Raw genomic sequence first — 21,764 nt, 5'->3', positions numbered from 1 at the left:
TCTGAATTATAACCGGACCACATTTTTAACTAAGAAAGGGTGGAACAGGATTGAAATACGATTTGCTCGTACACAATATTGGCCAGCTTATTTTGCCGAAAAGCTCTTCTCAGCCATTAAAGGGCCAGGAGATGAAACAACTTGATATCATAGAAAATGCTGCGTTAGGAATTACCGACGGAAAGGTGACGTGGGTGGGTCCTGATGAAGAAGCCGCTAGTTTTGGTTCATCGGAGCGGATTGATGCGAATGGCAAGGTCGTATCCCCTGGTCTCGTCGATCCCCATACACATTTAGTTTTCGGCGGTTCGCGTGAGCATGAGCATTCATTGAAGCAGGCGGGAGTACCGTATCTTGAAATTCTCGCTCAGGGTGGGGGTATTCTATCAACAGTCACATCAACAAAAAAGGCTTCAGAGGAAGAATTGTTTGATAAAGCATCCTTCCATTTGGAAAGAATGATTTCGCATGGTGTCACCACTCTTGAAGTGAAAAGTGGCTATGGCTTAGATGCTGAAACTGAATTGAAACAGCTAAGAGTCGTAAAAAAATTAAAGGAAAAGTATCCAATCTCGATCGTATCAACTTTCCTCGGAGCGCATGCTGTACCACCTGCTTATAAAGGAAAGGAAAATGAATTCCTAAAAGAGATGACTGAATTGCTGGATGAGATAAGGGATGCAGAATTAGCAGAATTCGTTGATATTTTTTGCGAAACAGGGGTATTCACAATCGACCAATCAAGACAATTTTTACAGGATGCTAAAGATAAGGGCTTCGGCTTGAAGATTCATGCTGATGAAATCGACCCACTCGGAGGGGCAGAACTTGCGGCTTCATTGAATGCTGCTAGTGCTGACCACCTGGTTGCCGCTTCTGACGAAGGAATCGAGCAGCTCAGCAGAAGCGATACAGTAGCGGTATTGCTCCCTGGGACAACTTTTTACCTCGGAAAAGACCATTATGCCCGGGCGAGAAAAATGATTGATGAGGGAACTGCGGTGGCATTGGCGACGGATTTCAATCCTGGAAGCTGTGTTACGGAAAACCTGCAGATGATTATGTCGCTTGCTGCTTTGAAGCTTAAAATGTCTGCTGAAGAGATTTGGAACGCGGTCACCGTGAACGCGGCACATGCGATTGGAAAAGGCATGGATGCAGGAACGCTTGAAATCGGAAAGGCTGCTAATTTTGTCGTTTGGGATGCTACTAACTACAAATATATCCCGTATCACTTCGGCGTGAATCATGCGCATAGTGTTTACCATTCTGGCAACAAACTGTGGGAGAGGAAGCCTTATGGAGAAATTCAGTTATCTTCAGCCAGGTAAACCGGCTGTTTTTAAGGACCAGTTCGTCGCAAAGGTAAATGAGTGCGTAGTTCCTTATTCAGAAGGTGAAAAAGGAGATGTTGGTTTGATTGGTCTCCCTTTTTCCAAAACGTCCATTTCTTTATCACAGGCTTCGGATGCTCCAAGAACAATCAGATCCTGCTTAAGCGGTTTTTCAACATTTTCAGGAGAGCGGGATCTAGATTATGAAGATGTAAAAATCATTGACTTTGGTGATGTATTGACACATCCAACTGATATGGAGGAGTCCATTACGCGCCTCCATCTAAGTGTGAAAGAAATGATTGATAAAAATGTATGCGAGCGGTACATCATGCTTGGTGGGGACCATGGGGTCAGCTATCCATCTATCCGCGCTTTCCGGGAAAGCTTCGGGGAAATAGGAGTGATTCAATGGGATGCGCACCATGATGTGAGAAATTTGGAGGACGGCGGCAGGACGAACGGGACTCCTTTTAGAAGCCTTATCGAGGGCGGATATTTAAAAGGGGAGCATTTGGTACAGATTGGCATTCGTGATTTTGCCAACGCTAAAAAATATCATGAGTACACAAAGGAAAAAGGTCTTTCTGTTTATACAATGGCAGATGTTGACATGACTGGGATCGTCCCTATTATAAAAAAAGAACTAGACAGATTATCTAAATTAGTAGACATAATCTACTTATCTGTTGATATGGATGTAGTGGACCAGGCGTTCGCCCCGGGTTGTCCGGCAATTGGGCCAGGAGGAATTACGAGCAGGGAATTGCTTTCCAGCATTTCTGCAGCTGCTTCTCATGAAAAAGTAAAAGCGATGGACATCGTTGAAATCGATCCTTCTAAGGATTTCCGTGATATTACCAGCAGGCTTGCAGCCGCAGCAATGCTCCGGTTTATGTATGTTCAATAATCCAACGGTCTTTAAAACAGTCTGCTTCTGCATTTTACTTTAGACATCAGGTTTGGAATTTTTAGTTGCAGGTATACAGAACCTGCTAAATTTCAGTCAATCCGTTGCTATTTAATACACAAACTCTTATGAACTAGAGTACTGAATAATCTTAAAAAGGAGGAGAATCCAATGTAGGATTCTCCTCCTTTTTGTTAGGCCGATATTCTATCTTATGCCATCTCTTTAAAAACCTTAGACACAATCTCAAAGGAGTTCAGTCTTGCTTTATGGTCAAAGATTTGGGCGTTAATGATCATTTCGTCTGCCTGTGTTTCGTCGAGGAACTGCTGAAGCTTGGCCTTCACTGTTTGCGGGCTTCCGACGATGGAAGAGCCAATACGGCTGTCAAGCAGCATCTTTTCATACTCGCTAAGCTGTTCATCCATATTTTCAACTGGCGGCAAAAGTGGACTTGGATTGTTCCTGAATAAATTAAGGAACTGCTGCTGCATGGAGGTTGCCAGCAATTGTGCTTCCTGATCCGTTTCAGCTGCAATGACATTTACTCCAACCATCGCATACGGCTCCTGAAGGATATCGGATGGCTGGAAGCTCCTGCGGTAAAGCTTGAGTGCACCAAGTGTATTTTCAGGTGAAAAATGGCTTGCGAAGGAAAATGGCAGTCCCAGCTGTCCGGCGAGCTGTGCGCTATATCCGCTGGAACCTAATAGCCAAATCGGAATGTTGAGTCCTTCCCCTGGTATAGCTTTCACGCTGCGATACTGTGAATCTAATTCAGGATTAAAGTAGGCGCGCAGTTCATCCAATTGTTCAGGGAAGTCCTGTCCATCACTGCGCCGTTCACGCCTTAACGCATAAGCGGTTACCTGGTCGGTTCCTGGAGCGCGGCCCAGTCCCAGATCTATTCTTCCGGGAAATAACGATTCCAGCGTACCGAATTGCTCAGCTATTACTAGTGGAGCGTGGTTTGGAAGCATGATTCCGCCGGAACCAACACGGATTTTAGAAGTCCCTGCAGCTACATGGCCAATCACAACTGATGTTGCTGAGCTTGCGATGCCAGGCATATTATGGTGTTCAGCAAGCCAATATCGGTTATAACCCCATTTTTCAGCGTGCTGGGCAAGATCAAGTGTATTTTTAAAAGAGTCCGCCGCATTGCCGCCCTGGATAATAGGGGACAAGTCCAGGACAGAATATTTAATTTCGTTCAAACGTTTCCCGTTAGTCATCATTTCATCTTCTTTCATTGTAAAAATAATCACACACAGTACGAACACTTTTACTATTCCCTGCGGGTATACAAATCAATAGTACCAATTATCTTTCGGTTATTAAAATAATATGATTTGAGATAAATGAAATGAGGATATATACAGGCTGGAAAGAGGGGGGAGGAAGAATTTTGGAGCGGGGTAAAAATTATCTTAGCAGGGAGAGATATTCGTATACTTCACGCAGATTTTTGTATCCTTTTTCCTGTGCTTTTTCTAAATAAAATGACCATAGCTTCGCAGCCATCTTGGCATCAGCTAATGCGTGATGCCGATTGTTCACTTCAATTCCGCACTCGGAGCAGATTTGTTCTAAAGGCAGCGGGTGCAAAACGGGCTGGCATAGCCTGATTAAAAAAGATGTATCAATTACTCTATGTTCGAACTTAGTACGAAGCAAATCATTAGATATTTTCATCATGAATGCTTGTTCATGCTTAGCGTGATGTGCAACTAATACTGAACTCCCAATAAAACGGAAAAACTGCATTAGAACCTCGGGAGCCTCAGGTGCTGTCTTGAGTTGTTCATCAGAGATATTGGTCAATTTAGACGCTTCTTTTGGAATTGGAGTATCCGTTTTTACTAATGAATAAAATACTTCATTTTCAATTATCCTGGAACCGAGCATTTTGACTGCACCTATCGAAATGATTTTATCTCCTTTTTCCGGATTAAAGCCGGTCGTTTCGAGATCAAAAACTGTAACAGGAAGAACTTCCATTGGGCAATCAAGGCTGTTTTTTTCCTTCATTTCCTTTTGCAGCTGCCTTAAAAATGATATTTGCTGGGGGTTAGACTGGGGCTGCATTCCTGCGTAAATGCTTGATCCCAGCTGGCCGGACATTTGTCTTACAAACCGGATCATATCATTCATACCCATTAATATTACATCCTTTCAATTAACCTTCTGACTTTTTCATATAAATGTTCCCCGGCTCTTAAAATTTCCTTAAGAATTTTCTTTTCCTTCTTAGTTAGTGCCATTCCATCTACGTAATGTCCTGCATCATAATCAATATGACTGCCATGGACAAGTCGGTATTCCAGCAAGTCTGAGAAATGCTCTCTGTAAAATACTTTCTCAACTGGCGTCATTATACTGTCTGAGAGCATGCTGATTCTTGAGAGAGTGGAAGTTCCATTGATTCCTTCATAAAAAGCAAGCAGCCTGACTGCGTTAACATATGGGAAAAAGGCTGTATCTTTTAAGTTGATCGAACCAGAAAAGGTGCCGTACGTTTCCACAAGCAGCTGGCCGAGGATACCCACTCCTTTTTTCAGGTGCATTGTATTATGGAGCATTCTTACAAGTAATTGGTCCTTTTCGCTGTAATTAGCTAGTTGTGTTTTTAAAATCGAAAGCAGGGTTGATTCCCCGTATAATGACCTGGCATCAGCAAAAATAAGTAAATGGCGTATGGATTCCCATGTTGAATCGGTCACCCAATAGTCAAGCTGGTTCCCCCAATCAGCTGAAGACTTGCACCATAATGGGTTGCTAGCCATGACAGAACCCGAGCATTTTTTGTAGCCAACAATCTCCATTCCGTTAGAAATTTCTCTGCCGAGGTCAAGAAAATATTCCAGATCTGTAGGTTCCTCCGCCGCAAATACCATACCGTGGTCCTGGTCGCTCCAAATGGATTGCTCCATTCGCCCAGCACTTCCCATGGCAAAGAAACAAAATGGGGAAGAGGGCTGTCCTCGCCGCATGACGACTTCATGTAAGGCAACTGAGATTACGGACTCATGAACAAAGTCATGAAATAAATTTAATTCTTCATTGTTTATTGAGGCAGCTTTAAATCTCTTTATGCGAAAATCTTTTATTTTGGCATAACTGTTTAATTCCATTTGTCAAAATCACCACCTTTCTTAAAAAATGGCTGTTTTTCATAAATTGTTGTTTTTCGAACCAAGTTTTCATCCAATATATCTCTTGGCTTCGAACTCTTTTCGAAGAGGTTTCTGAACAGGTACTGCATTAACACTCGTAAAAATCCAAATGCCGATCTTTACTTTTGATTGTGAAAGCAACAACGGCTAGGAACACCCTTAAAAATCAAAGGCGGCAGACCCCAGTTTTATTGGGATCGCCGCGAAAAAAATTTCTTTATACTATCCTATTCATAGGATGCCGTCTAGAAGTTCTTAATTGACCGTTGGCTGCTGTGAATTCAATGGAGCTTGTTGTATACTGCTTCCGTTGTGAGTTTTTTCTTTTGCGATAGTTTCAGATCTGACCAATTCCGGATAACCATAGCTGCCATGTTCGCTAATATCCAGGCCGATGATTTCTTCTTCTTCTGTTACGCGCAAGCCTTTCATTGATACCTTCATAATCGATAATATGATATAGGAAACGATAAATGCGAATGCCCCGCAAGCCAAAACACCAAGTGCCTGGACTCCCAATTGCTCAAATCCGCCATCATAAAACAAGCCTGGTTTTCCGACAGCTGCCAGTTCAGGTGTGGCAAAGAATCCTGTTGATAATGTACCCCAGACACCAGCCGTTCCGTGGACTGATAGTGCGAAGATAGGATCGTCTATCTTTCTGCTTTCAAATAACCGGATGCTATAGAATACAAGAATTCCCGCGATTAATCCGATGACTACAGCTGCCCACGTATCAACAAATGCACATGAAGCTGTAATTGCTACTAAACCGGCTAAAGCACCATTCAGCATCATTGGGACATCAGCCTTGCCAACGACAATCCAGGAAATCAGCATAGCTGCGACTGTGCCAGCTGCGGCTGCAAGGTTAGTATTGAGAGCGACGAAACCGAAGAATGCACCGTCGACCGAAATCGTACTGCCAGCGTTGAATCCGAACCAGCCCACCCATAATAACAGGACGCTCAAAGCAGTAAACACCTGGTTGTGGCCTTCGATATTATTAGCTGAGCCATCTTTATTGTATTTCCCGATCCGTGGCTTTAATAAGATCGTAGCAGCCAGCGCTGCCATTGCACCAGTAAGATGGACTACCGTGGAACCCGCGAAATCCTGCTTTCCATGCTCTGCCAGCCAGCCGCCTCCCCAAATCCAATGTGCAATGAATGGATAAACTAATATAGAGAATAAGAGTGCGAAAACTAGGTAAACAGATAACTTTGCCCGTTCAGCAAATCCGCCAAAAGCAATCGTCAGAGAAATGCCGGCGAATGCTAATTGAAAAAGGAAGAAAACAGGGCCGGAAAGTCCTAAGCCTTCGACATCATAACCGGAATAAAAAAAGTCTGAGAATCCAAGAATTGAGTTACCTGTGCCGAATATCAGACCGTAGCCAACTGCCCAAAATACAATTGATGAAATCCCAAACGTTAAAATCGTTTTACCGGCAATATGGCCGGCATTCTTCATCCTTGTTGATCCTGTTTCAAGAAGGATGAACCCCCCAATCATCAAAATAACTAATACGGCAGAAATCATTACCCACAAACTGTTCATTAAAAATGTAATATCCATTGTGTTTCCTCCTTCTAATTATGAATGTAGTTTGTATTCTCGCATGTATTTTGGCAGACAACCACATTTATGTAAGGAAACCTAACATTGTTTTCGGAGACAAAAGAAAAAACTTCCAAAATGGAAGTTTAATTGGTTAATATTTTCGGACGCCGAACCTGGCGTTCAACTGGCCCTGGATCATCTTTTTATGGGCTGCTTCATCATTACGCTTCTTTTCTCGGATCATTTCCTGGCGAATCTCATAAGTTTGGACACCATCTTCAATTTTGTTCGCAATCTCAACTAATTGTTCAACATCGGCAAAAGAATATCTCCTGCTTCCTCCTGAGGTCCTTTCCGGGAAAATCAATTTGCGTTCCTCGTAATAGCGAATTTGCCGTTCAGAAAGACCGGTTAACTCTTTGACGATCCCTATGGTAATCACTTTCTTGTCTTTATAAGAAAATTCATTTGCCAAGCTTTTCACCACACTTTGAAGGAGGTAATTTATTTTATGTTATATTTTCTCACATGGAACTTTTTTTAGCAAAGTATAAATAAAAATGGGTGATTATTTAGAAAAGTCATTCGTTAGAGTTTTTAATTCGGTAATTGTTAACCTCTTTAAATCTTCTTTTGTTTCTTCGGTAAAACCAGATTTTATTAAATGATTGATGTAGTGATCCTTAAGTTTTTCGATCGCTGTCCTCAAATGCATAGACATCGCTTTTTCCCCCTCTTAAAATAATTCATTTTGAACTGCCCTTAATAGCTCATTAGCTTGGTTTCCGTGTTGTTTTAAGAGTTCTTCATATAATTCATCCCTAAATAGGTCAACTAAAATTATTAATTTGGCTAGTTTCATTGCTTTAAGTTGCATCATCGTCATTCTCCTCACTCGTTTTTATAATTTTCATTATCATAAGGAATATTTAAATTATAGTCAGTAAATGTGTAAGAATATCTGACCGAATTTTTTAGGATGGATAAGTAATGTTTAAAGAAGAATAAGGAAAACATATAAATGATTTGGCCAATAGGAGGAATGAGAATGGAACCGAACCGCCAGCCTGACAATAAAGGATTTGTCATGAATGAATACGATGTGCTGAAGAAGGTTATTTTGTGTCAGCCTCAGTACATGACGATACGCGATGTCATTAATGAAACACAGAAACATTTCAAGGATGAAGGTATACATATTGAAGTCGCCTTAGAACAGCATAATGATTTTGTTAATACACTTCGACAATATGGAGTGGAAGTCATATTGCTTCCATACCATAAAAAATACCCTGAACAAGTCTTTACAAGGGATATAGGCTTCACTCTTGGACAGACCATCTTTGTGGCAGAGATGGCAAATGAGGTGCGCAAGGGAGAAGAAGATGTTTTAAAGCAATGGCTGGAGGATGAAGAAATCTCCTATTATAATTTGCTTGGTGATCAAATCGAGGGCGGGGATGTCATCATTGACCAAGATACGATTTATGTGGGATTGAGCAACCGTACAAATCAAAGAGCTGTTGAGCATTTGCAGGGATTGCTTCCACAATTTACTGTACACGCCATTCCCTTTAAAGCTGAATACCTTCATCTTGATTGTGTTTTTAATGTTGTTTCTTCGGATGTTGCGCTTATTTATCGCCCTTCGCTTACAGAGGAGGACATTAAAATGTTCAGCTCACGCTATGAATTGATTGATGTTTCTGAAGACGAACAATTCACTCTCGGTACGAATGTTTTGGGTATCGGAAATAAACGGATCCTAAGCTTGCCGGTCAATAAGGGAGTAAATGAACAGCTCAGAAACAAGGGCTTCGAAGTTATTGAAGTCGATATAACGGAGATCATAAAATCAGGAGGCTCATTCCGTTGCTGTACCCTTCCAATTTTGCGCGAAAGCATTGTTGGTTGATATATATTAACTCCAAACACCCTTCTACTTAAGTAGAAGGGTGTTTTTATACAGCCGCAGAAATTGTTTACTGTTACAAACACATTTTGATTGTCCTTATGTAAATATTATCTTATAATTCTAAATAGAAAGAAATTTAATTAAGCAAAGGGGGATTCATTTGGAAGCTTTTGTATCTTGGCTCAATGGGATTTTGTGGAGTACACCTGTCATTTATACCATTTTAGGCATCGGGTTGCTCTTCTCAGTCCTGACACGATTTTTGCAGGTTAGGCATATCAAAGACATGGTAATGCTTATGTTCAAAGGAAGAAGTTCCGACGCGGGTGTTTCATCTTTTCAGGCCTTATCTATTGCTTTATCAGGCCGTGTAGGAACGGGTAATATCGCTGGTACTGCCACAGCCATTGCGATGGGGGGACCGGGTGCAGTGTTCTGGATGTGGGCAATTGCCTTCATCGGAGCTGGCAGTGCATTCGTAGAGTCAACTCTCGCGCAAATCTATAAAGTTAAGCAAGATGGACTTTATCGAGGCGGGCCGGCATACTACATCGAAAAAGGTCTTGGAATCCGTTGGTTCGCCATCCTGTTTGCAATCTCTGCACTTTTGGCGATGGCGATATTGATGCCAGGTATCCAGTCTAACTCGATTGCAATTGGTTTGGAGAACGCTTTTGGTGTAAGCAAATCAGTAACAGGGTTAATCGTTATCGCTCTGCTAGGCTTAATTATTTTTGGGGGAGTTAAAAGGATTGCGACAGTAGCGCAATACACGGTTCCTTTTATGGCAGTGGGCTATATCCTAGTAGCTCTAGTTATTATCGGGATGAATATTACTGAAGTGCCAGCTGTGTTCGCATTGATCTTCAAAAGTGCGTTCGGTGCAGATTCCATGTTTGGCGGTATTCTTGGCAGTGCAATCGCATGGGGTGTAAAACGCGGTATCTATTCCAATGAAGCAGGCCAGGGCACAGGTCCGCATGCGGCTGCAGCTGCAGAAGTTTCTCACCCTGCGAAACAAGGCCTTGTCCAGGCATTCTCAGTTTATATCGACACTTTATTCGTTTGTTCCGCAACTGCGTTCATGATTCTATTCACTGGCATGTTCAATACTGTCGGAGCAGACGGCACTTTCATCGTCGAAAACTTGAAAGGTGTAGAAGCAGGTCCAGGCTATACACAGGCAGCTGTTGATTCCGTCATACCTGGTTTTGGGGCTGAATTTGTTGCGGTCGCGCTATTCTTCTTTGCTTTCACAACAATCATGGCTTATTACTATATGGCAGAAACAAATATTGCATACCTTCTCAGAGGAAGAAATGGCAAGGTGCCAATGTTCATCTTAAAAGTTGTCATTCTTGGCGCTACATTCTACGGTGCAGTCAAGGAAGCATCTCTTGCGTGGGCATTGGGTGATGCGGGATTGGGATTGATGGTATGGCTGAACCTGATCGCGATTGTCCTTCTTGCAAAACCTGCTTTAATTGCATTGAAGGATTATGAAGAGCAGAAGAAGCAAGGACTCGATCCTGTATTCAATTCCAAGAAACTTGGCATTAAAAACGCCGAGTATTGGGAAGAGGAATACTCATTCAATCATGAAAAAGAAAAAGTTTCATAAGGCTTTAAGAGAAGAGAGCTGATCAATCGCGATCAACTCTCTTTTTTATTTGTGGAGGCTTTTTTCTTAAAATTTTGTTGCTTTTACAACCAAAAGTAAAAATTGGCATTTGAGATTATTACGAGTTTTAATGCATTCCCCTTTCAGAAACCCTCCTCGAAAAGAGCTAGAAGTCCGGAGATATGCCGGATGAACACTTAGTTCGAAAAACTACAATCTATGCGAAAACAGCCTTTTTGGACATTTATCGTTGGGACCATTATATTGTGCAAGTGGAAAGGGAAGGATGAATATATCATTGCTTGATATCGGGGGATAAGGATGAAGATTTTATGCGTGGATGGGGGCGGAATACGAGGTGTCTTTCCTATAGCGATTTTGCAGGCGATCGAAGAAGAATTCCAAACACCTATTGGGGATTTATTCGATGTAATAGCTGGTACTAGTACAGGTTCCATTATCGCCGCATCCGCAGCTATTAAAACACCGATGAACAAGGTGATGGAAAGCTACCTCAAATATGGTGAGAAAATATTTGTCAGAAATGCTAAAGTAGGATTATTTAAAAGCGTCTATACTGACAGGTACTTACGGAGACTTCTGATAAGAGCATTTAAGGATCTGGCTCTTAAAGACATAAAAAAACCCCTTCTGATTCCTGCGGTCGATCTTACCCATGGGAAACCTTATGTTCATCGGTCGGATTATGGTTTTTCAAAGTCAGAAGAACTTTCCGTAAAGTTATGGGATGCAGTACTGTCATCTTGTTCAGCGCCGATTTACTTTCCACCAAACAATGTTAATAATCAATACTTATCCATAGACGGAGGTTTGTGGGCAAATAATCCTTCCTTAGTGAGTGTCACTGAGGTTTTGCACCATTTCAAGGTTGACCTCGACGATATTCAAATCTTTTCGATTGGGACAGGTCAGCAAAGGATTGATTTTACAATTGACGAGAAAAAATACTGGGGCATCCGCCATTGGATGCCGTTTCAATTCCCATCAATGAAGGTAACCCCCAAACTTCTTGATCTGGCAATGGATTTGTCCTCTGAATCAGTTTCGTATCATTGCCGACTTTTGCTTGGTGAACATTATTTCCGTCTCAATAAGGAATTATCAGAAGAAATTCCGTTTGATGATATTTCTTTCATGACAGAAATGAAAATCTGGGGAAAGGAAGTTTTTAATGAAAACAAGGAAGGGATTTTTAAATTTCTAAATGGAGTTTCAAAATGAATGGTTATGTTACTATAAGAATTGGGAAGAAATAGAGAAGACATACTATTTTATGAATATCAACAAATTGGGAGGGGTTGCATGATGGAAAAAATCGATGTAGGCGAAGTATTTACAATTAGTGATGAAAATGATGAGGAACAGGAAGTTGAGGTAATTGGGACAGTTACCATTGAAGGCAAAGACTATGTTGCCGTAAGCTTCGTGGAGGATCTTCAAGAAGAAACCGATGAAGACATCGATATCTTTTTCCTTAAAGTCGATAATGAAGGTGATTTTGCTGCTATTGACTCAGATGATGAGTTTGAAAAGGTTTCCTCTGCATTTGATGAAATGATGAGTGAAGAGGAATAGTGAACAATGGAAACGGAGAGGGTTATTCCTCTTCGTTTCTTTTTTTGGGTTTATTTTCACCTGATACGGCATACCTTCTAAACTGCAAAGGAAATCTTTGAACCCAAAGTATATGCAGAAAAGCAATGGCGAACAATTTTTTCCTTTATTTGTTATTGTTATGTAAGAGCAAAAAGGAGGAGTTAGGATGAGTGAAAAAGAAAAAGTACAACAGCAATTCGGAAAAAATGCCAGTCATTATGTAACCAGTAAATCCCACGCTAAAGGCTTTGATTTGGCTAAACTTGTTGAAATTGTAACCGGCTATGGAGCTTTTTCAGGGGAACTTCTTGATATTGCAACAGGTGGAGGACATGTCGCGAACGCATTTGCACCTTCCTTCCAAAAGGTCACTGCGTTGGATTTAACAGAGGATATGCTTCATGAGGCTGAACAGTTTATCCGTTTGAATGGACATGAAAATGTTGTTTTTATTCAAGGGGATGCAGAAAAAACTCCTTTTCCTAATGAATCTTTCGAAGTCGTCACCTGCAGGATCGCTGCTCATCATTTTCCGGATGTCGATCGTTTCATCAGTGAGGTATTTCGGGTATTAAATCCAGGAGGACTTTTTGTTCTTGTCGATACTGTCGCACCAGAAAAGGATGAATATGATCAGTTTTATAATACAATCGAAAAGAAAAGGGATCCAAGCCATTTCAGAGCATATAAAAAATCTGAATGGATATCAAAGATTGAGAATGCAGGTTTGTATATGGAAAACATGTTTACTTTTAGCAAGAAATTTACCTATGAGACATGGTGTACGATGATGGATTTGCCTGCTAGAGAAAAAAATGAATTAAGTACATATATGAACGCTGCCCCTAAGAGAACACACAACCATTTTTCAATTGAATTTTCTGGTGATGAAGTGCAGAGCTTTAAAGGACAGAGCATCCTGCTTGCTGCTATAAAGAAATGACCTGAAAAGAGGAAATATCGTAAAAAGCGTCGAATTGGTTTTGAAAGGAGTTGATTTAATTGGATAGCGTCATTTTAGTAACCTTCAAGATTAAAGGAATACCCATTCCTATTAAAATAGCATCTACTAATGAACCAAGCAGGGAACAGATCCTTAAGAAAATCTTGGATTTAGCCAAAGGATATAATCTAATAGGCGAGATCCAATTTAAGAAGCTTCTGAAAGAAAACGGACATAAAATGTATATATATGAAATCGGGGACCGGAAATGCATGGTGCTTGTGGAAAGGCTTGAGAAGATTAAGGAGTTTGAGGAAATAGGGACATAGGGATCTCCTAAACATTCACACCAGTCAATTTTATAAAATAACCCAGGAGAAAGCTCTCCTGGGTTATTTGTCGGTATCAAAATAAGATTTAGAAGCATTTGAATTCTGAATCAAGACAGCATATTGGAAGTAGTTAAGCGTACCTCCCTTAATTCCCTTATTCATAAAAATAGTAACATCTGAATAAGGTGTGTGGGCTCCATTCAGTTTAAATAAAGTCACATCACTTTCTGCATACCTTGCTAATATACTAGACGTCACTTCAGAATTAGGGAGAAAAATATTGGAGTTTATATACATGTATGCAATCGATAACACCTTCCTCTTTGTCGGGTGGATTCTGCAGGGATTAAAGTAAAGAAGATGATAAAGGAAAACATAACACGCATTAACGAATCCTCCAATTTACATATAATATCTCCATCATATCACCTATTCATGGGTAAATTGGATAAAATTTCACATATCACTATCTGTTTTTTCAAAGTCTTTCAAAAGAGTGTTTTCAATTTTTCCTTTTCTATTCATTAATGACCCAAGGGAATTTTTTGTTTCAATGAGACTGCCATCGTCAAAGGGAAGATATTGAATGGTCTCAGTCCATAAGTGGCTGGAGTTTTTATCAAATGGCTGTGATTGCAAGGTCATATTGTAATTGCGGTCGCAGCATCGGTGGAGTGTATGATTTTTTCGTTTTCTTGCATTAAACCACATGACTATGTTCAATAGACTCCCCCAGATACCTGTAAAGCTTTCGTTAGCAATCGGGCTGCTTGTAAATTGATATAAAGATAATTTATCTCCATTACCGTATTGAATTTCTGATTTTACCGAAGCGGAGAAGTGAATATCCCCTGAAAGCAAGACACAATAGCTGGGCTTCCAACTGCCGACAATGCTTAGAAATTGATGAAATCCTTTTCCATTGTATTTCCAAGAATCAAAATCAAAGGATGTCTGAACTGGAATACCGAGTACTTTAAAGGGATAAACGTATTTATGAAGGACAGATTCTATTAATCCCATCCCATAAACCGGTGATGGAGAGACTATATTCAGCGGTGTATTTTTCCTCCAGCCGCTTTCCTTAAGTTTTTGAGTAATCTGGTCCCATCCTTCTTTGCTGATCAGAAAAGGAGTCCGAGTAGTTTCCTCTATGATTTTCAAAAGCTTAACCGGCTTTGGCCGCGGGTCAAATTCCCGTTGTGTACGGGTGTCAAGGAAAACCGTTCTTGGAATCGTCGGAGCGACAAAGTGCCAGGAATGGAACTCTGATAAAAAATGGAGACCATCTTGATAATCATCAGAGAAAACATCTCTTGTTTCAATATAGTTACGGATAGTTTTCAAAAAAGTGCGATCAAAGCTTTCGGGATCATTCCCCCAACCCTGAAAAAGCCAGTAGGCAGCCAAGCCATTTGTTACAATATGCTGACCTAAAGGTGAATGGCTGACGGATGCAGTCCAATCTTGCGATATATTCCAGTCATCTGTTATATCGTGATCATCAAAAATCATATATGTTGGGATATTGGCCATTACCCTTCTTGCGGCCGAAATTGAAGGAATAAAACTTCTTAGATTATCAAGCTGCTCTTCATATCTCGCTTCTAGTTTTGTGAGCTCTTTCTTTCTTATCTTCTCGTCATGCTCAAATTTAAGATGCAGCATTCCATGATCCATCACTTGCTGAAAAGTCAGCAGAAGTTCATTTTCCTGTACATAATGCCAGAGCTTAGGATTCCAAACCATTAAATACATTGCGGCATATTCGTCGAAAGAGATTAAGTGATTATCTCCATTTCTAGTTGTAAATTTAGCCAGATGTTCTATCAGATAGTGACGGCCATTAACCTTTTTTAGTCGAGGAGAGAGTGAATCATTGATCAAGGTTCCATCATGAAGGGAAGCTTGATCGCTACCGGACAACTGTTGACGGACAGCAATTAAAATAGGGATGAACGGGTCTGCCACATCATCGGCATAAATCTGGTCACCCATTAAAAATAATGCATTAGGCCGTTCAGAAAGATTTTGACACTGCTCGGTCAGTAATAGATCAGCAGCTGAAAATGCATCAATTCCATTTCCATGCGGTTTCCGGCATGACCCATATAGGATCCTGGTTGGTTCACGTTTATGCTCTATATAAAAAGCAGGATATTTGAGATTTCCATATACAATTGCATCCGAATGTCCGGGTGTTAGTAAATCAAAGCTTCCTAAGTCGCGATGGTGAGCCCCCTTTTTAAAAAACAGATTATAGCCCAATAGTGTGTAAGGAGGGAAGATTTTGTTCTTGGGCATTATTTTTATTAGTGATACATAGAGCTGTTCTCCTGCCTTGATTGTCGTAGTTTCATATTCGATATCCAATGGAAGATATTGAATTTGATCAGTGGACTCTGATTCAAGAATGTGAAACAATTCAGTACCAATTTCCAGCTTTCGACTCAAAGCAATCCATATATATATACAGGAAGGTTCAGCCCTGCGTAATATAGGGCCGCCTAAAATAGTGGGTAATTTCATGCAGATTGCACCACCTAATATTCTTTACTGCTAATTTATTCGAGCGGTACAAATCTATGTCCAGGTTTGATGCAGGCAAAAAAAAGAAGCCAAAATGGCTTCTTTGAGTTATTTTTTTGAAAAGAATCGTGTGTCATCTTTATTTTCTAAGACGTTAGCAATCAAAGTAGTCGCACTATTTGATCCTTGAGCATCGAGGCCGGCTTCCCACACCATCATTCCGCCTAGCTTGTGGTCAAGGGCTAATATGGTTTTCTTTTGGAGTGTGGTATGCCCATTGTAATGATAAGTGGTTCCGTTCAAGCTGACCTTATCCCTTGTAACATTTGCGGGATTATTTTGAATGAGTGCTTTGTATGAAACCTGCTTTATAGCAGGGTCCTCAGGCTGTGCATAAAGAGGAACACCTAATACAAGCTTTTCCCTCGAAAAACCTTGTCGATCAAAAAGATTCGACCAATACGAGACAATATTAGCAGAATAAGAGTAAGGAGATAAATTGGCTGCATTGTATTCGCCATCCCAATGGCCGTCATAAGCCATTAAATTGACATGGTCGAAATACTGGAACATTTTCGGGTCGAATACGACAGAATGGATTTCTGTCCCTGTCACGCTATGTACCTTAGCGTTTACTGCAATGGATAGCTCTTTGCCTTTAGGATGAAGCGAAAAACTTAGTTCTTTTGCAAATGAAGACAGGAATTGCGCATCCTCCTTAGAACGCGGATGTTCAAAGTCGATATCAATCCCATCGAGATTTTCTCTTTCTGCTAAACTGACTAGCTCATAGACTAGTTTTTTTCTAGAATCAGGATTTGAAATCGCAGCTTTAAAGTAATCATAGGATTCGCCGCCATTCATATGGTTCCAGCCTCCTATTGCTAAGATAACCTTAGTATCATGCTGTTTTGCCTTAGCGTTAATTGCCCGCAAATTTTTTAGAGCATGGTCACCGTTTAATAAGAGTTTGCCATCGGCTGTTGGATGGGCAAATGAAAATATCACATGAGTCAGGTTCGTATAGTCGATCTCATCTGGATTGCGAAAGTCCTGGACATAGCCTATCAGCACTTGAGACTCTAGCTTTTTCGCCTTTGGCTCAGCTTTCAGCTCCAGTCTTTTTGCGGATTGCGGAACATGTTCACTATTATATAGTACATCAGCATTCTGTGAATCCTTGCTGGAGTACAGGACACCTGTAATAAAGCCTAAACTGAAGGTAAACAATAAGACCATAATGAGCAGGATACGTTTTTTCATATCAGAATCCTCCTAAGATTATTCAACTTTAAAATTGTAACAGAGAAATAGGCAGCTGCGATGTGGTAATATCAGCCTTTCTACCTGTGCAAACGGAATTTTCTGCAAAGAGTAAGCTGCGGAGAGATTAATAAATTCGTACCAGGGAATAAAATAAGTATTACTAAAGGATAGGAGCAAAAGATATGGAATCAAAAAAAACAGAAGTTGGCAGTACAGCAGTATCATATTTCGATAAAGGTGAAGGAAAAACAATCGTGTTAATTCACGGATTTGCAGGAAGCAAGCTTTATTGGGAGAAGGTGCTTCCGGATTTATCTGTAAATAATCGTGTTATAGCCATAGACCTTCCCGGACACGGTGATTCTGAAATGGAATTAGAAAATTATTCGATTGAAGATATGGCGGGGTTGATAAAGGAATTCCTCGATAAATTAGAACTTGAGGAGGTAACAATGTTTGGACACTCCCTTGGAGGATATATCACACTTGCATTTTGTGAGCTCTATCCTCAATATTTGAATGGTTTTTCACTTGTGCATTCCACTGCCAACCCAGATTCGGAAGAAGCGAAAGCGGGAAGAGAGTCAAATGCAAAAAAAGTTCTCGAACAAGGTCCTGAAGAGTTCATCAAGGGACTATCTACCAAACTATTCTCAAAAGATCATACAGAAATGAATGCCCAAGATATAAAAAACACTGTGGAAATAGGTATGTCCACCTCAATAGATGGGCTGGCAAGCGCATTGATGGCGATGAAGAATAGGCCGGACCGTAATATCGTCCTTAAGGATACGGACATGCCAGTACTACTTATTGCAGGAGAACAGGATCAAATTATCCCACCTGAAAAGACTTTTACAGTAAAAAAGGAAAATATCGAACAACGCATTATTGAAGGGGCGGGTCACATGAGCATGTATGAAAAGCCTGGAGAACTTGTGAAGATCATGAAAGATTTTTTAGCTAAAATTTAAGCATATACCACCTGTCCTTCCCGGGCAGGCTTTTTATTGAGAGCTTAAGGAAGGAGCTGCCAAATGGCCAATGAAATAATATTAGACGACCGTCCCATCACCTTGAAAAAATTCAAGTTGACTCAGGTAGATGGATTACAGCGCATATCCGCAGAATTCAACGTTACAAGTGAGGAGTATCATGATGTAGCCACTTTGCTTTATAAGGGTGAATTTGAAGTGAAAGTGCCAGCTGCTCAGCTCTCCTTTAGGGGTAAAATGGTTGAGTATTCAACATCAGTCACTAATCTATACGAAAGCGGACAGGTTGGCCTGTTTAGATTAGTGTTATTGGAAGTAAAGGAGTAAGCCATGAAACTGAGTATTCTTGACCAGGCACCGATATCAGCGAATCAAACGGCAAAAGAGGCATTAGAGCAATCTGTATTGCTGGCACAAGCTGGTGAGAGAATGGGTTATACACGCTACTGGATTGCTGAGCACCACGATATGACCGGGTTGGCATGCCCTGCGCCTGAAGTGATGCTCCCGTATATAGGGGCAATGACCAACAAAATCAGAATAGGTTCCGGTGCTGTTTTGCTACCGCATTATAAGCCTTATAAAGTCGCGGAGATTTATAATATGCTTTCTACCCTGTTTCCCGGCCGCATTGATATTGGAATAGGCAGGGCGCCTGGTGGTTCAGCGGAAGTGACAAGCGCCCTATCAGATAACTTCCTCCAAAATGTATGGAAGATGCCCGAATCCTTGAGGGATTTGCTCCATTTTATAAATAACGATCATGAAGAAGATAGTGATTTTGCAAAAATCAGCGCTTCACCGCTACCGGAAGTCCGCCCCGAACAATGGCTGCTCGGCACGAGCAAGAAAAGCGCCCTGCTTGCGGCGGAATACGGAATGGCTTACGCATTTGGGTTGTTTATGAGTGAAAAGGATGCAGCAGAGATTTTAGAAAGCTACTATGAGTCATTCAAACCTGGAAGTAACAATGTGCCACAATCGATTTTAACTGTATCGGCAATTTGCGCCGATACGACTGAACAGGCAGAAGAAATCGCGTTAAGCTCGCTTATTTGGAATATCCAGAGGGGAAACAGCGAAGGTCAGTCAGGTCTCCCATCAATTGAGGACGCAAAGCTATACAAACTATCGCATACAGAACACGAAGCAGTAGAAACTATGAAAAAGAAAATGATTATCGGGGACTCCCGTCAGGTAAAGCACAAGCTGCTGGAATTACAAAAACAGTACAATACTGATGAGATCATGATCGTGACTAATACCTATTTAGCAAAAGACCGAATTAGGTCGTATGAGCTGATAGCAGAAGGACTCTTATAATTCAAACTGAAAGAAGACTTCAATACTTCCCTCTTAACAAATCCACTATTTAAGGTATAATATTATCTGTGAAAGGCTGCAGCCACATTCTATTTTTCTTGTTTTTTGGAGATTATGTGATGCAGTTATCTGATATAAGTCGAAAGAGAGTGGAATATATGGGTCGTAAATGGAACAACATCAAGGAAAAGAAGGCATCCAAGGATGCGAATACCAGCCGGGTTTATTCAAAATTCGCGTTAGAGATCTATGTTGCAGCCAGACAGGGTGAACCTAATCCAGAATCTAACCAGGCTTTGAAATTCGTGCTTGAACGCGCCAAGACGTATAATGTGCCAAGGGTGATCATTGACCGTGCGATTGAGAAAGCCAAAGGCGGCGGAGAAGAAAGTTACGATGAGCTTCGTTATGAAGGTTTTGGCCCTAGCGGCTCCATGATCATCGTTGACGCCCTTACGAACAACGTAAACCGCACAGCTTCAAATGTGCGTGCCGCTTATGGCAAGAATGGCGGAAACATGGGTGTTAGTGGATCCGTATCTTATATGTTCGATGCTACAGCGGTAATTGGTTTCGAAGGCAAGACTGCTGATGAAGTCCTTGAAATTTTGATGGAAGCAGATGTAGATGTACGCGATATCATCGAAGAAGAAGATGCTGTCATTGTATATGGTGAGCCAGACCAGTTCCATGCGATACAGGAAGCAATCAAAAATTCAGGTATTACTAATTTTACTGTTGCAGAACTGACAATGCTTGCCCAAAATGACATCACTCTTGATCAAGATGCACAGGCACAATTTGAAAAACTGATCGACGCGTTGGAAGATTTGGAGGATGTCCAACAAGTTTATCATAATGTGGATTTAGGAGAATAAGTGATGAAGATGAAGCAGCCTATGCTATTGCAGCGAGGCTGCTTTTTTGTTTGGGTTTCCACTTTCATAAATGGTTAAACTAAATAAAAAAGTGGACCGCAAACAGCTGTTAGATGAGAGCATATTATCAAGCTGCAGGAGATTAGGATAAAAATGAAGGATCACACTTGCTGAAGTTATTATAAAAAATTCGTTTTTTTCACGGGAAGATATTTACCGTTAGGCAGCTTCTCGACTAAATCAAATTCAATCAGCTTTTTCAGTGAAAGATTGCAATAAGCGGCAGCGTCGTATTTGTCCCTTCCAACTTTAATCCCTATTTCTTTCGGGCCAATCCCAGGGTAATCAAATTCATTTCTATCACTGCTGGATAATTCACATAATGCCGCGTAAATTTTTTTATCCTTTTCGGTGAATTGTTTTTTTAAATGCTTGGCCATGGGAACCTCCTCTTCAAAGGTGTTATCTATTATATAGACATAGAATCCATCTCTACTCAAATGTCAGCTAAAAGCTGAACTTCTGCAGCAGTGTAAGGGGATTTATTTTCCCAAACAGTATAGCCAGAAGAGAGCAGTACAATAGGAAAAGTAATTAATTTTCTACTTAATAAAAGGAATATCACCTCTTATTTTCCCAACATATCATCGGGAGGGTCAGAAGAAATACACTCTTGTAATGATTATGGTATATTCGATGTAAATCGGTGCAGGAGGGTTTCGAATGGATTCTCAAAATAAATGGAACAGAAAGTACAAGGAACGATTAAAAAATCTATCTGAACCAGAACCGAATGAAAGGCTGTATAATCTAGCTCCTTATCTAATTGGGAGGACAGCGATCGATATTGCTTCCGGACTGGGTGGAAATAGTTTTTTTCTTGCGGAGCAAGGCTATGAAGTAACAGCTGTGGACCAATCTGAAGTTGCGGTCAAATTTGTAAGTGAACAAGCATCCAGGCGGCATTTAAAGATAACGGCGTTGACTGCTGACCTCACCCAGGGTCAAAATGATATTTTTCAGTATAAATTCGATTTGGCTGTAATCACTTATTATTTAGACCGAATATTATTCCCTTTAGTTAAAGAAATGGTGAATGAAAAAGGTTATTTCTTTATGGAAACATACTATAAGACTGATGGAGGGGGAAACCAGCCGATCTCCCAGAAGTACAAACTTGAATCAAATGAGCTGTTAAAGGAATTCAGTGAATGGAAGGTTCTCTTTTTTGAAGAAAATGAACAGGAAGGCAGGCAGACGATATTTTGCCAGAAATAGTAGAATATAATTGTTGCGTAATTGAAAGGTGAATGCCCACTGATTTTGTGGGCATTTTTTATGTGGGATAAGAATTTTTAACCA

Annotated in this window: 23 protein-coding genes; 13 read left to right on the top strand and 10 right to left on the bottom strand. The window is 40.7% G+C overall.

The features are described from left to right. Positions 1 to 50 precede the first annotated feature (50 nt). Together hutI and hutG are read left to right on the top strand one after the other, a co-directional pair. The gene (hutI, locus tag M3204_RS07050; RefSeq protein WP_285856816.1) at positions 51 to 1,331 is read left to right on the top strand and encodes an imidazolonepropionase; all 1,281 of its coding nucleotides are present in this window, start codon (positions 51 to 53) and stop codon (positions 1,329 to 1,331) included. After that, positions 1,300 to 2,244 (top strand): formimidoylglutamase, encoded by a 945-nt coding sequence (hutG, locus tag M3204_RS07045; RefSeq protein WP_251480163.1) that lies wholly within the window; start codon positions 1,300 to 1,302, stop codon positions 2,242 to 2,244. Before hutI ends, hutG begins: the two co-directional genes overlap by 32 nt. Before the next feature lie 212 nt (positions 2,245 to 2,456). On the opposite strand, the gene M3204_RS07040 is transcribed toward hutG, so the two are convergent. From M3204_RS07040 to M3204_RS07010, 7 genes are all read right to left on the bottom strand, one after another. Then, the gene (locus tag M3204_RS07040; protein ID WP_435367708.1) at positions 2,457 to 3,482 is read right to left on the bottom strand and encodes an LLM class flavin-dependent oxidoreductase; all 1,026 of its coding nucleotides are present in this window, start codon (positions 3,480 to 3,482) and stop codon (positions 2,457 to 2,459) included. Positions 3,483 to 3,669: 187 nt separating this feature from the next. After that, positions 3,670 to 4,404, bottom strand: coding sequence for an exonuclease domain-containing protein (locus M3204_RS07035; protein ID WP_251480160.1), 735 nt, complete (start codon positions 4,402 to 4,404; stop codon positions 3,670 to 3,672). Between the two features lie 5 nt (positions 4,405 to 4,409). Next, complete coding sequence (locus tag M3204_RS07030) at positions 4,410 to 5,378, bottom strand: DUF294 nucleotidyltransferase-like domain-containing protein (RefSeq protein WP_251480158.1); 969 nt, start codon at positions 5,376 to 5,378, stop codon at positions 4,410 to 4,412. 297 nt (positions 5,379 to 5,675) lie between these two features. Further along, complete coding sequence (locus M3204_RS07025; RefSeq protein WP_251480155.1) at positions 5,676 to 6,998, bottom strand: ammonium transporter; 1,323 nt, start codon at positions 6,996 to 6,998, stop codon at positions 5,676 to 5,678. A gap of 136 nt (positions 6,999 to 7,134) precedes the next feature. Further along, on the bottom strand, positions 7,135 to 7,458 hold the full coding sequence (locus tag M3204_RS07020; RefSeq protein ID WP_251480153.1) for a MerR family transcriptional regulator: 324 nt from the start codon (positions 7,456 to 7,458) through the stop codon (positions 7,135 to 7,137). 93 nt (positions 7,459 to 7,551) lie between these two features. Continuing rightward, the gene (fbpA, locus tag M3204_RS07015; protein WP_251480151.1) at positions 7,552 to 7,704 is read right to left on the bottom strand and encodes a Fur-regulated basic protein FbpA; all 153 of its coding nucleotides are present in this window, start codon (positions 7,702 to 7,704) and stop codon (positions 7,552 to 7,554) included. Positions 7,705 to 7,719: 15 nt separating this feature from the next. Beyond that, positions 7,720 to 7,863 (bottom strand): hypothetical protein, encoded by a 144-nt coding sequence (locus M3204_RS07010; RefSeq protein ID WP_251480148.1) that lies wholly within the window; start codon positions 7,861 to 7,863, stop codon positions 7,720 to 7,722. Between the two features lie 168 nt (positions 7,864 to 8,031). On the opposite strand from M3204_RS07010, the gene M3204_RS07005 reads away from it, so the two are divergent. From M3204_RS07005 to M3204_RS06980, 6 genes are all read left to right on the top strand, one after another. Beyond that, positions 8,032 to 8,898, top strand: coding sequence for a dimethylarginine dimethylaminohydrolase family protein (locus M3204_RS07005; RefSeq protein ID WP_251480145.1), 867 nt, complete (start codon positions 8,032 to 8,034; stop codon positions 8,896 to 8,898). 160 nt (positions 8,899 to 9,058) lie between these two features. After that, positions 9,059 to 10,519 (top strand): alanine/glycine:cation symporter family protein, encoded by a 1,461-nt coding sequence (locus M3204_RS07000; RefSeq protein ID WP_251480142.1) that lies wholly within the window; start codon positions 9,059 to 9,061, stop codon positions 10,517 to 10,519. A 321-nt stretch (positions 10,520 to 10,840) separates the two neighbouring features. Continuing rightward, positions 10,841 to 11,761: a CBASS cGAMP-activated phospholipase gene (locus tag M3204_RS06995; protein WP_251480139.1), complete on the top strand. Its 921-nt coding sequence runs from the start codon at positions 10,841 to 10,843 to the stop codon at positions 11,759 to 11,761. Positions 11,762 to 11,845: 84 nt separating this feature from the next. Next, positions 11,846 to 12,115: a DUF1292 domain-containing protein gene (locus M3204_RS06990; protein ID WP_251480749.1), complete on the top strand. Its 270-nt coding sequence runs from the start codon at positions 11,846 to 11,848 to the stop codon at positions 12,113 to 12,115. Positions 12,116 to 12,302: 187 nt separating this feature from the next. After that, positions 12,303 to 13,079, top strand: a complete 777-nt coding sequence (locus tag M3204_RS06985; protein WP_251480136.1) for a class I SAM-dependent methyltransferase — start codon at positions 12,303 to 12,305, stop codon at positions 13,077 to 13,079. A 59-nt stretch (positions 13,080 to 13,138) separates the two neighbouring features. Continuing rightward, positions 13,139 to 13,408: a hypothetical protein gene (locus M3204_RS06980; protein WP_251480134.1), complete on the top strand. Its 270-nt coding sequence runs from the start codon at positions 13,139 to 13,141 to the stop codon at positions 13,406 to 13,408. Positions 13,409 to 13,867: 459 nt separating this feature from the next. Here M3204_RS06980 and M3204_RS06975 read toward each other — a convergent pair whose 3' ends face one another. Both M3204_RS06975 and M3204_RS06970 read right to left on the bottom strand, forming a co-directional pair. Then, the gene (locus tag M3204_RS06975) at positions 13,868 to 15,784 is read right to left on the bottom strand and encodes a hypothetical protein (RefSeq protein ID WP_251480131.1); all 1,917 of its coding nucleotides are present in this window, start codon (positions 15,782 to 15,784) and stop codon (positions 13,868 to 13,870) included. 264 nt (positions 15,785 to 16,048) lie between these two features. After that, positions 16,049 to 17,203 carry a glycoside hydrolase family 18 protein gene (locus M3204_RS06970; RefSeq protein ID WP_251480128.1) on the bottom strand — a complete coding sequence of 385 codons (1,155 nt, stop codon included), beginning with the start codon at positions 17,201 to 17,203 and terminating at the stop codon, positions 16,049 to 16,051. A gap of 185 nt (positions 17,204 to 17,388) precedes the next feature. Here M3204_RS06970 and M3204_RS06965 point away from each other — a divergent pair, with 185 nt between their 5' ends. The 4 genes from M3204_RS06965 to M3204_RS06950 all read left to right on the top strand — a co-directional run bounded on the left by M3204_RS06965 (position 17,389) and on the right by M3204_RS06950 (position 20,402). Next, complete coding sequence (locus M3204_RS06965) at positions 17,389 to 18,180, top strand: alpha/beta fold hydrolase (protein ID WP_251480125.1); 792 nt, start codon at positions 17,389 to 17,391, stop codon at positions 18,178 to 18,180. Positions 18,181 to 18,243: 63 nt separating this feature from the next. Next, positions 18,244 to 18,528 (top strand): DUF3219 family protein, encoded by a 285-nt coding sequence (locus M3204_RS06960; protein ID WP_251480122.1) that lies wholly within the window; start codon positions 18,244 to 18,246, stop codon positions 18,526 to 18,528. Positions 18,529 to 18,531: 3 nt separating this feature from the next. Further along, positions 18,532 to 19,524, top strand: coding sequence for an LLM class flavin-dependent oxidoreductase (locus tag M3204_RS06955; RefSeq protein WP_251480119.1), 993 nt, complete (start codon positions 18,532 to 18,534; stop codon positions 19,522 to 19,524). A gap of 158 nt (positions 19,525 to 19,682) precedes the next feature. Continuing rightward, positions 19,683 to 20,402, top strand: coding sequence for a YebC/PmpR family DNA-binding transcriptional regulator (locus M3204_RS06950; RefSeq protein WP_251480116.1), 720 nt, complete (start codon positions 19,683 to 19,685; stop codon positions 20,400 to 20,402). Between the two features lie 179 nt (positions 20,403 to 20,581). Here the strand turns inward: M3204_RS06950 and M3204_RS06945 are convergent, their stop codons facing one another. Further along, complete coding sequence (locus M3204_RS06945) at positions 20,582 to 20,842, bottom strand: hypothetical protein (protein WP_251480113.1); 261 nt, start codon at positions 20,840 to 20,842, stop codon at positions 20,582 to 20,584. Positions 20,843 to 21,125: 283 nt separating this feature from the next. Between M3204_RS06945 and M3204_RS06940 the strand changes: the two genes are divergently transcribed. Continuing rightward, on the top strand, positions 21,126 to 21,680 hold the full coding sequence (locus M3204_RS06940) for a methyltransferase domain-containing protein (RefSeq protein WP_251480110.1): 555 nt from the start codon (positions 21,126 to 21,128) through the stop codon (positions 21,678 to 21,680). Positions 21,681 to 21,764: the final 84 nt, after the last annotated feature.

Source organism: Mesobacillus subterraneus (assembly GCF_023715485.1).
Lineage (GTDB): Bacteria > Bacillota > Bacilli > Bacillales > Cytobacillaceae > Mesobacillus > Mesobacillus subterraneus_B.
This window is presented reverse-complemented; position numbering and strand designations above follow the sequence as displayed.